Raw genomic sequence first — 12,435 nt, 5'->3', positions numbered from 1 at the left:
CAGGATTGGACATACCGCCGCACATCAGCCACCAACGCCCGAGGCAGCCCGACACGACGACGAACGAGCTGACGCCTAGGCCGTGACCAGTTCCGCGCGCCTCGCCCCGGCGCGGTTGACCGCGACCAGCGCCACCCAGGCGATGACCAGGCCGCCGACCATGGTGGCCGCCATCGCCGGGCCGTCGTTGCCGAGCACGCCCACCAGCGGCGCCACCAGCGCGGCGGTGGTGAACTGCGCGGCGCTCAGCAGGGCCGAGGCGGTGCCCGCGGCCTCGCCGTGGCGGGACAGGGCCAGCGCGGGCGCGTTCGGCAGCACGAAGCCCACCGAGGTCAGCAGCGCGATCACCGGCACCAGGAAGCCGACCAGCCCACCGAACCCGGTGGTGGTGACCACCAGCAGGACGACGGCGAAGAACAGCCCCGCGCTCAGCGCCCAGAACACCACCCGCTCCGGCGGCATCCGGCGCAGCAGCAGCGGGTTGAACTGCGACAGCCCGAACTGGGAGACCGCGCCGACGGCGAAGACGAGCCCGAACTGCTGCTCGTCGAGGCCGAACTGGTCCTGGAGCACGAAGCTCGACCCGCCGACGTAGGCGAACAGCACGCCCATCGACAGCGCGGCCACCGCGGCGAGCACGACGAACCGGGTGTCGGCGAGCAGCCCCCGGTAGGTGCCCAGCACCGAGCGCAGGGCCAGCGGCCTGCGCCGGGCCTGGTCCAGGGTCTCCGGCAGCAGGAAGTGGGCCACCGCGATCAGCACCAGGCCCAGCCCGGCCAGCACGGCGAACACCCAGCGCCACGACCCGGCCAGCAGCACCGCCGCGCCCAGCGACGGCGCCAGCACCGGCGCGGTGCCCATCACCAGCATCAGCCGGGTCATCGCGACCGCGGCCGCGTGCCCCTCGTACAGGTCGCGCACGACGGCGAAGGCGACCACCGAGGCCGCGGCGCCGCCCATGCCCTGCACGACCCGCAGCAGGCCCAGCACCTCGATCGACGGCGCGACCAGGCACAGCAGCGAGGCCGCCACGTGCACGGAGATGCCCAGCACGACCGGCTTGCGCCTGCCCAGCGCGTCCGACAGCGGCCCGATGACCAGCGTGCCCAGGGCCAGCCCGATGAGCGTGCCGGTCAGCGTCAGCTGCACCATCGACGGCGCCGCCCGCAGCTCGGTGCCCAGCTCGGGCAGGGCGGGCAGGTACATGTCGATGGTGAGCGGGCCGAGCGCGATGAGCGCGCCCAGCACCAGGATGACGCGGGCCCGCGGTCCGCGCGCGACCGCTTGCGAGTTGGTCATGGTCTCCCACCCCCGGGGCAACAGGTACCCCAGGGCCAGCGCGGGGCGCGACCGGTTTTGTTCCCGGCCGGGCGCGGTGGGGGACGCGCGTCACACCGCCGCGGTGACCCCGCCCGCCAGCAGCCGCAGCCGCTCCTCGGTGACCGAGCCGCGGGGGGCGGTGTAGGTGCACAGCCGCAGGTCCGGCTCGGCCGGGACGAGGAACGACTCGAAGGTCAGCAGCAGCTCCCCCACGTGCGGGCTGACCACCCGCTTGACCCCGCGCTCGCGGTCGAGCACGTCCTGGGCGTCCCAGAACCGGCGGAACTCCTGGCTCAGCCCGCGCAGCTCGTGCACCACCCGGTGCACCCTGGCGTGGTCGGGGAACCGGCCGACCTCGGCGCGCAGCTGCGAGACGGTGCTCTCCGCGGCGGTCTCCCAGTCGGGGTAGACGGTCCGCGCGTCGGGGTGGGTGAACAGCAACCGCGCGGCGTTGCGCTCCTCGGGGGCCAGGGCGTCGAAGTCGAACCCGATCCGGGCGCCCAGCCGGTTCCAGGCGAGCACGTCGGCGCCGGGGCCGTAGACGACGGCGGGCACGGAGTCGGCCATCGCGTCGAGCAGCTCGCGCAGCTGCGGGCGCACCAGGGGCCGCTCGTCGCTGCCGCAGGCGCCGAGGGCCGAGCGGCGGCCGGGGGCGGTGATGTTGCGCAGGTAGGTGTGCTCGTTGGCGGTCAGGCACAGCGCCCTGGCGATCGCGTCGAGCACCGAGTCGGAGATCGTCGGCGCCCGGCCCTGCTCGATGCGGGTGTAGTAGTCCACGCTGATGCCCGCGCGGGCGGCGACCTCCTCGCGGCGCAGGCCGCGCACCCGCCTGCGGGCCAGGCCGTCGGTCAGGCCGAGCTCGGCCGGGTCGAGCGCGGCCCGGCGCGCCTTGAGGAAGGGGGTGATCTCGACTTCGACGTGGCCCATGGGCCCATTATCCGCCGGGTGGCCCTGGCAGGCCCAGGATGCGCCTGCCCTGGCGGGCCACGGCGGGCACCGGCACGGTGGGGGGCGGACGACGAAGACCTGGACGGGGAGGAGCTGCTGATGCGGCACAGGATCCTGGGTGGGACCGGCATCTCGGTCAGCGAGTACGCGCTGGGCGCGATGATGTTCGGCGCGATGGGCAACACCGACCACGACGACAGCGTGCGGATCATCCACCGGGCGCTGGACGCGGGCATCAACTTCATCGACACCGCTGACATCTACTCGCGCGGCGAGTCCGAGGAGATCGTCGGCAAGGCGCTCAAGGGGCGCCGCGACGACGTGGTGCTGGCGACCAAGGCGCACGGGTCGATGGGCGATGACCCCAACCACAGCGGCAACTCCCGCCGCTGGCTGGTGCGCGAGCTGGAGGCGAGCCTGCGCCGGTTGGGCACCGACCACGTCGACCTCTACCAGATCCACCGGCCCGACCCCACGACCGACGTCGACGAGACCCTGGCGGCCCTGACAGACCTGGTGCGCGCAGGCAAGGTGCGGGCGGTGGGCAGCTCGACGTTCCCTGCGGAGCAGATCGTCGAGGCGCAGTGGGTGTCGGAGAAGCGCGGGCACGTGCGGTTCCGCACCGAGCAGCCGCCCTACTCGATCCTGGCGCGCGGGGTGGAGGCGGCGGTGCTGCCCACCGCGCAGAAGTACGGCATGGGCGTGCTGAGCTGGGGGCCGCTGTCGGCGGGCTGGCTGTCCGGCCGCTACACCTCCGCCGCGGACCTGACCCGCGGCGACGGCGGGCGCGCCAAGCTCGAAGGGCAGAAGTTCGACCCGTCGGTGCCGGGCAACGCCAGGAAGCTGGAGGCGGTCTCGGCGCTGGCCGAGGTGGCCGCCGAGGCGGGCCTGACGCTGCCGCACCTGGCCGTGGGCTTCGTGCTGGCCCACCCGGCGATCACGTCGGTGATCATCGGCCCGCGCACCGCCGAGCACCTGGACTCCCTGCTCGACGGGGCGGGCACGGTCCTCGGCGACGACGTGCTGGACCGCATCGACGAGATCGTGCCGCCGGGGGTCGACCTCAACCGGGCCGACAGCTACTACACCCCGCCCGCGCTCCAGGAGCCCGCGCTGCGCCGCGGCGGGGCCAGGCCCACGGGGGTCGGGCGGCGCGCCTGAGGCCGTCCGGGGTCAGCCCGGGGACACCGGTGCCAGCAGCAGGCCGGTGATCGCGTCCACGGTGGTGCGCGCGATGGTCTCCCAGTCCGGTTCCGGCGCGGCCAGCTCGTGCTCGGCCATGCCGTGCACGAGCAGCAGCCGGACCATGTCGCGGCGGGCGGTGCTGGTGGGCTCGGGCAGCTCGGCCAGGCAGCCGCGCAGGCCCTCCAGCACCTCCTGCAGCGCCGGGGAGGTCAGCGCGTCGGACTCCGCGAGCGGCCGGAAGGTGGGGTCGGCGAGCACCTGGGCGCAGAACCGGGCGAACCAGGTGGGACCGTCCTGGGCGGACAGGTGGTCGGTGAGCGGGCGCACCAGGCACTCCACCCAGTCGCGCAGCTCGCCGGTGCGCTTGGCGCGCTCCAGCAGCGGGGCGCGCAGCGCCTCCATCGGGGCGGTGTGGCGCAGCAGGATGGCGCGCACCAGGTCGGCCTTGGTGCCGAAGTGGTAGCCCACGGCGGCGTTGTTGCCCTGGCCCGCGGCGGCGCTGATCTGCCGGTTGGACACCGCGTAGAGGCCCTGCTCGGCGAACAGCCGCTCGGCGGTGCCCAGCAGCAGTTGGCGGGTCGCGTCCACCTGCTCCGCCCGCTGCGATCGACCCGCCTCCGCCACCACGGGGACACCGTACCCGGGTGTTTGTCCGGGTCGGCGCCCTCGGCGGTGTCCCCGGTGGTGTGTCGCGCGGTCTGGTGGTCCGCCCGGTGCTGTGGACAACCGGGCGCGGGCGCGACCGCCCGGGGTTAACCTGGCCGCACCGCCCGGGCCGGACCACCCGGCCCGCCCACCCGTGCCGCGACCACTGGAGCACCGATGCCAGCGCCGTCCCAGCTGCTGTCCCGCCGCGACGTGGAGTTCCTGCTCTACGACTGGCTCGACGTGGCGGGGCTGACCGCGCGCAAGCGGTTCGCCGAGCACTCCCGGGAGACCTTCGACGCGGTGCTGGACCTGTGCCGGGACATCGCCGCGGAGCGGTTCGCCACGCACAACCGGCGCAACGACGTCGAGGAGCCGCGCTTCGCCGACGGCCGCGCGGTGGTGCACGAGGAGGTCGGGCCTGCGCTGGACGCGGTGGCGGCGGCCGGGTTCCTCGGCGCGGCGATGGACGCCGAGGTCGGCGGGCTGCAACTGCCGCAGGTGGTGCAGACCGCCTGCGCCGCGCACTTCGCCGCGGCCAACGTGGGCACCTGGGCGTACGCGTTCCTCACCATCGGCAACGCCAACCTGCTCACCGCGCACGGCTCGACCGAGCAGGTGGACCGGTTCGTGCGGCCCATGCTGGAGGGCCGCTTCCACGGCACGATGTGCCTGTCGGAGCCGCAGGCGGGCTCGTCGCTGGCCGACATCACCACCCGCGCCGAACCGCGCGGGGACGGCACCCACCGCCTCTTCGGCAACAAGATGTGGATCTCCGGCGGGGACCACGAGCTCGGTGAGAACATCGTGCACCTGGTGCTGGCGAAGGTGCCCGGCGGCCCGCCGGGGGTCAAGGGCATCTCGCTGTTCGTGGTGCCCAAGTTCCTGCTCGACGCCGACGGCGAGGTGGGCGAGCGCAACGACGTGGCGCTGGCGGGCCTCAACCACAAGATGGGCTACCGCGGCACCACCAACGCCCTGCTCAACTTCGGCGAGGGCGCGCACACCCCCGGCGGCGAGGCCGGTGCGGTCGGCTACCTGGTGGGGCAGGAGAACCAGGGCCTCGCGGCCATGTTCCACATGATGAACGAGGCGCGCGTGGGCGTGGGCACCGGCGCGGCGGCGCTGGGCTACACCGGCTACCTCAAGTCGCTGGAGTACGCGCGCACCCGCGCCCAGGGCCGCCCGGTGGCGGGCAAGGACCCGGCGCAGCCGCAGGTGCCGCTGGTCGAGCACGCCGACGTGCGGCGGATGCTGCTGGCGCAGAAGTCCTACGTCGAGGGGGCGCTGGCGCTGGTGCTCTACTGCGGGCGGCTGCTCGACGAGCAGCGCACCGCGGAGTCCGACGCCGAGCGGGCGCGCGCCGGGCTGCTGCTGGAGGTGCTGACGCCGATCGCGAAGAGCTGGCCGTCGCAGTGGTGCCTGGCGGCCAACGACCTGGCCATCCAGGTGCACGGCGGGTACGGCTACACCCGCGAGTACGACGTGGAGCAGCACTACCGGGACAACCGGCTCAACCCCATCCACGAGGGCACCCACGGCATCCAGGGCATCGACCTGCTCGGGCGCAAGACGGCCATGGCGGGCGGCGCCGCCCTGGCGGCGCTGGCCGAGCTGCTCTCCGCCACCGCGGCCCGCGCCCGCGCGGCCGGGGGCGAGGCCGCCGAGCTGGGCGCCGCGCTCGACGGCTCGCTGGGCAGGCTGCTGGAGGTCACCGCCGCCCTGCACACCGAGCCGGACCCGACGGTGCGGCTGGCCAACGCGTCGCTGTACCTGGAGGCGGCGGGGCACGTCGTGGTGGCGTGGGTGTGGCTGGAGCAGTTCCTCACCGCGGGCGACGGCGAGGACGACCTGCGGGCGGGCAAGCGGGCCGCGGCCCGGTACTTCTTCCGCTACGAGCTGCCGCGCACCGGCCCGCAGCTGGACCTGCTGGCCGCGCTCGACCGCACCACCACCGACCTGGACCCGGCCTGGCTGTAGGCGGGCTGTGGTCCGCCCGACAGCTCGGCGCCCGGTGAGGCGCACTCGCGTCTGGGATACTCCGGGCATGGGTCGAGGGGCCATGCGGGGGGCGTGCCTGGCGGTCGCGGTCGCGGCGGTGGCGCTGCTGTGCCCGACCGCGGCGACCGCGCAGCCGATGGGCGGGGTCAACCGGGCGCTGGTCGACGCGCGGGGCACCGCGGAGGTCCGGCGGCAGGTCGTGGCGGTGTCCGAGGCGCTGCTGTCCTACTCCACGGGCGATGTCGACGGGTACCGGGCGCGGGTGCGCGAGCTGACCGCGGGCAGCCTGTCCACCCAGCTGGGCACCCTGGCGCGCCAGGTCGGCGCGGCGGGCGGCGGGGTGGTGCAGACGACGACGGTGTCCCGGGTGGCGGTGCGGTCGCTGGACGCGCGCTCCGCGAGCGCGGTGGTGTTCGCCGAGCGGCGCACCGGCCGGGCGGGCACCGACCTGGTGCGCTCCACGCCCACCCGGTTCACGGTGGCGCTGGTGCGCGACGAGGGCGTGTGGAAGGCGACCGGCATCGACCTCTACGGCGTGCGATGAGGCCCGGGTCGCGCCGGGGGTGGGCGCTGCCGCTGGTGAGCGCGCTGGTCGCGGTGGCGGTCGCGGCGGGGGTGCTGGTGCTGGCCCTGTCCGCGGGCGGCAGCCGGGTCTCGGCGAGCCCGCTCGACCAGGACCCGGTGGAGGTGCGCCTCACCGACGCCCGCGACGGCGCACTCGCCGCGGCCCGGCGCGGGGTGGCCGCGCTCAACACCGAGCGGTGGACCTCGATCGACGCCGACCTCGACGCCCAGGAGCAGGTCTCGACCGGCGCGCAGCTGGAGGCGGTGCGCGCCCGCCGCGCGGCCGACCGGCAGGCGGTCGTGGGCGCCCGCACGCGCAGCACGGCGGTGGTGCACGACGCGGCGGTGGAGGAGGTCGACCCGGACGCGGGCACGGCCACCGTCCTGGCCGCGGTCGGGGTGCTGGTGGAGGCCCCGGGCAGCGCGCCGACCGCCCGCCACGCCTCGTACGCGGTGTCGATGACCCGCACCCCCGGGGGCTGGCTGGTCGCGGCCGTGGAGGGCATCGGCGCGGGCTGAGGACCCGCGGCCAATCCGCGCCGGGCCGGGCGGCGAACCCAGGGGGTGCGTCTGGATGACCGGGTGTCGGCGATGATCATGCACGCCACGGCGCGGTTCACCGTGCGCTACGGCGAGCGGCTGCGCTTCGCCGGGCGCGACCTGCCCCGGCCCGCCAAGGTGCGGGTGGGCACCCGGCACGGGCGGGTGCCGGTGCGCGTCTACCGGTCGCCGGAGGCCGACGACTCCGCCGCGCACGTGCACTTCCACGGCGGGGCGTGGCTGATGCGGTACCCGGGGATGGACGACTGGTGGTGCCGCTACCTGGCCGCCACCACCGGCCGCGCGGTGCTCAACGTCGACTTCCGCACCGGGCCCTACGTCGCGTTCCCGGTGGCCCAGGAGCAGTGCCACGACGTGACCGCGTGGGCGGCGGGCCGCTACGGGCGGGTGAGCGTGGGCGGGTTCTCCTCCGGCGGCGGGCTGGCCGCGTCGGTGTGCCTGCAAGCGCGCGACAGCGGGTCGTGCGCGCCGCGGTTGCAGGTGCTCGGCGTGCCCGCGCTCGACCTGGCCTCCGAGCTGCCGACCGGTCCGGGCATGATCTCGCCGGAGCTGCGGGCCCTGGTGCGCCGCGTGTACTTCCCGGACCCGGCGACCCGCTCGCACCCCTACGCCTCCCCCGCCCTGGCCCCGGACCTGTCCGGGCTGCCCCCCGCGCTCGTCCTCACCGCGGGCCGCGACACCCTGCGCCACGACGGCGAGACCTACGTGCGGCGGCTGGGCCAAGCGGGGGTGGCGGTCACCCACCACGAGACCCCCGGCGTCGACCACTACTTCCTCACCGAGGACCCCGTGCGGGCCCGCAGCACCATGGCGATGGTCGCCGACGCCATCGCCGCCAGCTGACCTGCCCCGCGCGACCCGCCGCCGATCGGGCAGGCCCCAGCGGTGGTCCGCGCCTGCGGCGCGGCCGCCCCGGGTGTAGAACACCGGTGTGGAGGTCGTGGAGCTCGACATCGACGACGACGCCGTGGCCACGGCCGTGCACGAGGTGGGTCTGCGCGCCTACCGGGTCGAGGCCGAGCTGATCGGCTTCGCCGGGATCCCCGCGCTGGGCGAGGACCTCACCCAGCTGCGGGCGCGGCCGCTGACCTGGTTGGGGGTGCTCGCCCCGGGCCCGGTGGCGTTCGCCGCCTACGCCGACAACGACATCGACCGGTTGTGCGTGGACCCGGCCTGGTTCCGCCGCGGGCTGGGCGCTCGGCTGGTGGCGGCGGTGCTGGACCGCACGACCGGCGACCTCACCGTGTCCACCGGCGCCGACAACGCCCCCGCCGTGGCCCTCTACGAGTCCGCCGGGTTCACCAGGACGGGCACCACGACCCCGGTCCCCGGCCTGCGGATCGCCACCTTCCGGCTACAGCGCGGGCGAGCGCCCCTCGTACGGGGTGGACAGCACCACCGTGGTCCGGGTGGACACCTTGGCCGCCTCCCGGATCTTGCGCAGCAGCTCCTCCAGGTCGGCGGGGGTGCGCACGCGCACGAGCAGCACGTAGGACTCGTCCCCGGCCACCGAGTAGCAGGACTCGATCTCGGCGATGTGCTCCAGCCGCTGCGGGTAGTCGTCGGGGGCGGCCGGGTCGATCGGGGTCAGCGAGATCAGCGCCGTGAGGGGCAGGCCGATGGCGTGGCTGTCGAGCCGGGCGGCGTAGCCGCGGATGACCTCGCGCTGTTCGAGCCTGCGCACCCGCTGGTGCACCGCCGACACGCTCAGCCCCACCCGCTCGGCCAGGTCGGTGAAGCTGCACCGGCCGTCGGCGGCCAGCTCGCGGGCGATGGCCTTGTCCAGCGGCTCCAGCTCGGCCATCAGCCCAGCACCACCAGCTCGTGCGGGCGGGTGTTGAGCGGCTCCACGCCGTCGTCGGTGACCACCACGATGTCCTCGATCCGCGCGCCCCAGCGGCCGGGGAAGTACACGCCGGGCTCCACGCTGAACGCCATGCCCGGGACGAGTTCGGTGGTGTCGCCCGCGACGATGTAGGGGTGCTCGTGCCCGTCGAGGCCGATGCCGTGGCCGGTGCGGTGGATGAAGAACTCGGCCAGGCCCGCGTCCGCGAGCACCTGCCTGCCCACCGCGTCGACCGACTCGGCGCTGACCCCCGGGCGCACCGCGGCCACCGACGCCGCCTGCGCCCGCTGCAGGGCCGCGTAGGCCTCGGCCACGTCGGCGTCGCGCGGCTGCCCGACGGCGTAGGTGCGGGTGCAGTCCGAGCAGTACCCCGACCCCAGCGGGCCGCCGATGTCGACGACCACCACGTCCCCGGTCTCGATGACCCGGTCGGACACGTCGTGGTGCGGGCTGGCCCCGTTGGGCCCGGAGCCGACGATGACGAACTTGGCCGTCGCGTGCCCCTCGGCGACGATGGCCGCGGCGATGTCGGCGGCCACCTCGGCCTCGGTGCGCCCGGCGCGCAGCCACTCCCCCATCCTGGCGTGCACCCGGTCGATGGCCGCGCCCGCAGCCCGCAGCTGCTCGACCTCGGCGGCGTCCTTGACCATCCGCAGCCCGCGCAGCACCGGCCCGGCGAGCACCTGCTCGACCCCGGGCAGCGCCGCGCGCAACCCCAGCACGTGCAGCGCGGGCAGCATGTCCCCCAGCGCCACCGCGCCCGGCTCACCCACCGCCGCGCGCACCAGCGCGTACGGGTCCTCCCCGTCGACCCAGGTCGCGAACTCCACGCCCAGGCCGGGCAGGTCGTAGGGGGCGTACCCGGGCGCCTCCAGCTTGGGCACCACCAGCACGGGCGGACCCGCCACCGGGAGCACGAGGCTGGTGAACCGCTCGTGGGACACCACGGTCCCGCCCACCAGGTACCGCAGGTCCGACCCCGGGGCCACCACCAGCGCCCCGACCCCCGCCTCGGCCGCCGCCGCCCTGGCCCGGTCCAGCCGCGCCCGCAACAAGTCCGCACTCACCATGGCCCCACCCTATCGCCGCCCACCGACACCGCGGAGCCGCGAAGCGCACCCGACACGGGGACCGGGACCGCCCCGCCCACGCCCCGCGGTGTGGCAGGCTGCCCCCGTGAGCGGCCCCCTCGTACTGCTGGACTCGGCAAGCCTGTACTTCCGGTCCTTCTTCGCCCTGCCCGAGTCCATGACCTCCCCGGACGGGGTGCCGGTCAACGCCGTGCGCGGGTTCGCGGGCATGATCGCCCAGGTCATCACCGAGCGCGGCCCCTCGCGGCTGGTCGCCTGCCTCGACGCCGACTGGCGCCCGGCCTTCCGGGTCGAGGCGATCCCCAGCTACAAGGCGCAGCGGGTGGCCGACCCCGCCCGCAACGAGGAGGAGGTCCCCGACACCCTCACCCCGCAGGTGCCGATCATCCTCGACCTGCTCGACGCGCTGGGCATCGCCACCGCGCAGGCCCGCGGCTACGAGGCCGACGACGTCATCGGCACCCTCGCCCACCGCGAGCGCGCCGCCCCGGTGGAGGTCATCACCGGCGACCGCGACCTGTTCCAGTGCGTGCGCGACGAGCCGACGCCGGTCCGGGTGGTCTACGTCGGCCGCGGCTGGTCCAAGGCCGAGGTGGTGGGCCCGGCGGAACTGGCGGCCAAGTACGGGCTGCCGCCGGTGGGCCAGGCCTACGCGGACATGGCCGTGCTGCGCGGCGACCCCTCCGACGGCCTGCCCGGCATCACCGGCATCGGGGAGAAGACCGCCGCCAAGCTCATCACCCGGTTCGGGTCGCTGGCGGCCCTGGTCGACGCCGCGGCGCGCGGGGACGGGGACGTGCCGCTGCGGGTGCGCTCGGCGTTCGAGGCCGACGCGGACTACCTGGCCAAGGCACCCCTGGTGGTGCAGGTGGCCACCGACGCCGCCATCGAGGCCACCGGGGTGCCCGAGGTGCCGCACCCGGTGGCCGACGTGGACCGGGTCAGGTCGTTGCAGGAGCGCTGGGGCCTCGGCAGCGCCGTCGACCGCCTCCTCACCGCCCTGGGCGCCTGAGCGGGCCGGGTCAGAAGAACGTGCCCGCCCACGCGGGTCGGTCCACCGCGAACGCGGCGTCCACCCGGGCCGCGGCGTCCACACCGGACAGCCGCAGCCTGCCGACGTCGGCCAGCGCCGACGGCCGCACCGCGCCCAGGTACAGCTGCGCCAGCACGTCCACCCCCAGCTCCACGTCCGCCACCTCCTCCACAGTGGACATACCGGAGGGCGAGACGCGGTAGGTGCCGGAGTTCTCCGGCAGGAACGGGTCGGCCACCCGCAGCACCGCCTCCCCCGCCCACGACCGCGCCGCCAGCGCGGCGGGCACGTCCACCAGGCGCAGGGAAAGGTCGTTGGACTGGGTCACCTCCCGCACCGCCCGCGGGTCGGTGAACATCGCCCGCACCTGCTCGTCCAGCGGGCGGGAGAGCACGTCCACCTCGTCGAGCAGGTCGATCGACACCAGGAACCGCCACAGCGCGTTCACCGCCTCCGGCGTCGCGCCCTTGAGGTCGGTCACCGTCGCCACCGTCTTGTCCCCGGACCGCGCGGTGGAGAACACCGCGAACCCGTCGTCGCCGTCCGGACCGGTGTGGACGGCGACCTGCTGGTGGGTGTCGGTGCCGGTCGACCACCCGATCGAGGTGTTCCACAGCGCCCGCGGCCGCGCCACCGACCCCACCCGGTCGCGCGCCACCCGGTCGTACAGCGCCGACAGCAGGTCCACCACGCCCTCGGTCCCCACCAACCGCACCTCACCGGCCACCGGCAGCCCCGGGTGGAACACGGCCTTGTCCCGCACCACCACCGCCCGCTGCGCCAGCACCCCCACGCCGTAGCCGAACCGCCCGTAGATCACCGGTTCCGTCGCCCGCAGCGCCGCGAACACCTCACCCCGGGCGGCCACGTCCGCCAACTGCGCGCGCATCAACGCCGTCAACGCGCCCCGCCGCCGGTGGTCGGCCCGCACCCCCACCCTGGTCACCAGCGCCACCCCGCGCTCCTGCCCGCCCGGCACCCGCAACCGCGAACCCCACGACAACGCCGTCCCCGCCAGCACGTCCCCCGCGAACGCGCCCCAGGTGCGCCCCGGCTCGAACGAGTCCCCCAACCACTCCCACTGCGCGTCCGACACCGGCGGCCGGTGCAGGCTGCGCATGAACAAGGTCTGGGCGGGGCGCTGCTCGTCCTCGCGCAGCGGGCGGATCTCCAAGTCGCTCACCCACCCGATACTGCCCGCACGCACCGGGGGCGCGCGACCGCAATAGCGGGCGCGCGCC

Annotated in this window: 12 protein-coding genes and 1 pseudogene; 7 read left to right on the top strand and 6 right to left on the bottom strand. The window is 75.3% G+C overall.

From position 1 onward, the window contains the following. Nucleotides 1-75: 75 nt before the first annotated feature. Nucleotides 76-1,299, bottom strand: coding sequence for a multidrug effflux MFS transporter (locus BJP25_RS08760; protein ID WP_075974344.1), 1,224 nt, complete (start codon nt 1,297-1,299; stop codon nt 76-78). 90 nt (nt 1,300-1,389) lie between these two features. Next, nucleotides 1,390-2,247 (bottom strand): helix-turn-helix domain-containing protein, encoded by an 858-nt coding sequence (locus tag BJP25_RS08755; RefSeq protein WP_075974343.1) that lies wholly within the window; start codon nt 2,245-2,247, stop codon nt 1,390-1,392. Between the two features lie 120 nt (nt 2,248-2,367). Between BJP25_RS08755 and BJP25_RS08750 the strand changes: the two genes are divergently transcribed. Further along, complete coding sequence (locus tag BJP25_RS08750; RefSeq protein ID WP_075974342.1) at nt 2,368-3,429, top strand: aldo/keto reductase; 1,062 nt, start codon at nt 2,368-2,370, stop codon at nt 3,427-3,429. A 12-nt stretch (nt 3,430-3,441) separates the two neighbouring features. Here the strand turns inward: BJP25_RS08750 and BJP25_RS08745 are convergent, their stop codons facing one another. Next, nucleotides 3,442-4,080 (bottom strand): TetR/AcrR family transcriptional regulator, encoded by a 639-nt coding sequence (locus BJP25_RS08745; RefSeq protein WP_233157975.1) that lies wholly within the window; start codon nt 4,078-4,080, stop codon nt 3,442-3,444. Nucleotides 4,081-4,275: 195 nt separating this feature from the next. Between BJP25_RS08745 and BJP25_RS08740 the strand changes: the two genes are divergently transcribed. The 5 genes and pseudogenes from BJP25_RS08740 to BJP25_RS36530 form a co-directional block, all read left to right on the top strand. Beyond that, nucleotides 4,276-6,078: an acyl-CoA dehydrogenase gene (locus BJP25_RS08740; RefSeq protein WP_075974341.1), complete on the top strand. Its 1,803-nt coding sequence runs from the start codon at nt 4,276-4,278 to the stop codon at nt 6,076-6,078. 67 nt (nt 6,079-6,145) lie between these two features. Continuing rightward, nucleotides 6,146-6,643 carry a hypothetical protein gene (locus tag BJP25_RS08735; RefSeq protein WP_143218956.1) on the top strand — a complete coding sequence of 166 codons (498 nt, stop codon included), beginning with the start codon at nt 6,146-6,148 and terminating at the stop codon, nt 6,641-6,643. Then, a complete protein-coding gene (locus tag BJP25_RS08730; protein WP_075974339.1) occupies nt 6,640-7,182 on the top strand; it encodes a hypothetical protein in 543 nt (180 codons plus the stop codon). The genes BJP25_RS08735 and BJP25_RS08730 overlap by 4 nt, the downstream gene beginning before the upstream one ends. A gap of 72 nt (nt 7,183-7,254) precedes the next feature. After that, nucleotides 7,255-8,067 carry an alpha/beta hydrolase fold domain-containing protein gene (locus tag BJP25_RS08725; protein ID WP_075974338.1) on the top strand — a complete coding sequence of 271 codons (813 nt, stop codon included), beginning with the start codon at nt 7,255-7,257 and terminating at the stop codon, nt 8,065-8,067. An 88-nt stretch (nt 8,068-8,155) separates the two neighbouring features. Continuing rightward, nucleotides 8,156-8,563 (top strand): annotated as a pseudogene (locus tag BJP25_RS36530) (GNAT family N-acetyltransferase); the annotation flags it as partial. Nucleotides 8,564-8,578: 15 nt separating this feature from the next. On the opposite strand, the gene BJP25_RS08715 reads toward BJP25_RS36530, so the two are convergent. Continuing rightward, nucleotides 8,579-9,028: an Lrp/AsnC family transcriptional regulator gene (locus BJP25_RS08715; RefSeq protein ID WP_075974337.1), complete on the bottom strand. Its 450-nt coding sequence runs from the start codon at nt 9,026-9,028 to the stop codon at nt 8,579-8,581. Further along, entirely contained in the window at nt 9,028-10,140 is a 1,113-nt protein-coding gene (locus tag BJP25_RS08710) for a M24 family metallopeptidase (protein ID WP_075974336.1), read from the bottom strand. Before BJP25_RS08710 ends, BJP25_RS08715 begins: the two co-directional genes overlap by 1 nt. Before the next feature lie 106 nt (nt 10,141-10,246). Here BJP25_RS08710 and BJP25_RS08705 point away from each other — a divergent pair, with 106 nt between their 5' ends. After that, nucleotides 10,247-11,173 (top strand): 5'-3' exonuclease, encoded by a 927-nt coding sequence (locus BJP25_RS08705; protein ID WP_075974335.1) that lies wholly within the window; start codon nt 10,247-10,249, stop codon nt 11,171-11,173. 10 nt (nt 11,174-11,183) lie between these two features. Here the strand turns inward: BJP25_RS08705 and BJP25_RS08700 are convergent, their stop codons facing one another. After that, complete coding sequence (locus tag BJP25_RS08700) at nt 11,184-12,377, bottom strand: GNAT family N-acetyltransferase (RefSeq protein ID WP_075974334.1); 1,194 nt, start codon at nt 12,375-12,377, stop codon at nt 11,184-11,186. Nucleotides 12,378-12,435: the final 58 nt, after the last annotated feature.

It is taken from the genome of Actinokineospora bangkokensis (assembly GCF_001940455.1).
GTDB classification, from domain to species: Bacteria; Actinomycetota; Actinomycetes; order Mycobacteriales; family Pseudonocardiaceae; genus Actinokineospora; species Actinokineospora bangkokensis.
The sequence above is the reverse complement of the archived record's forward strand: the minus strand, read 5'-3'. Positions and strand labels throughout refer to the sequence as shown.

What these genes read in the sequence shown, in the direction of transcription:
- BJP25_RS08760 (WP_075974344.1), bottom strand. Translation starts at nt 1,299, where the DNA reads ATGACCAACTCGCAAGCGGTCGCGCGCGGACCGCGGGCCCGCGTCATC.
- BJP25_RS08755 (WP_075974343.1), bottom strand. Translation starts at nt 2,247, where the DNA reads ATGGGCCACGTCGAAGTCGAGATCACCCCCTTCCTCAAGGCGCGCCGG.
- BJP25_RS08750 (WP_075974342.1), top strand. Translation starts at nt 2,368, where the DNA reads ATGCGGCACAGGATCCTGGGTGGGACCGGCATCTCGGTCAGCGAGTAC.
- BJP25_RS08740 (WP_075974341.1), top strand. Translation starts at nt 4,276, where the DNA reads ATGCCAGCGCCGTCCCAGCTGCTGTCCCGCCGCGACGTGGAGTTCCTG.
- BJP25_RS08735 (WP_143218956.1), top strand. Translation starts at nt 6,146, where the DNA reads ATGGGTCGAGGGGCCATGCGGGGGGCGTGCCTGGCGGTCGCGGTCGCG.
- BJP25_RS08730 (WP_075974339.1), top strand. Translation starts at nt 6,640, where the DNA reads ATGAGGCCCGGGTCGCGCCGGGGGTGGGCGCTGCCGCTGGTGAGCGCG.
- BJP25_RS08725 (WP_075974338.1), top strand. Translation starts at nt 7,255, where the DNA reads ATGATCATGCACGCCACGGCGCGGTTCACCGTGCGCTACGGCGAGCGG.
- BJP25_RS08715 (WP_075974337.1), bottom strand. Translation starts at nt 9,028, where the DNA reads ATGGCCGAGCTGGAGCCGCTGGACAAGGCCATCGCCCGCGAGCTGGCC.
- BJP25_RS08710 (WP_075974336.1), bottom strand. Translation starts at nt 10,140, where the DNA reads ATGGTGAGTGCGGACTTGTTGCGGGCGCGGCTGGACCGGGCCAGGGCG.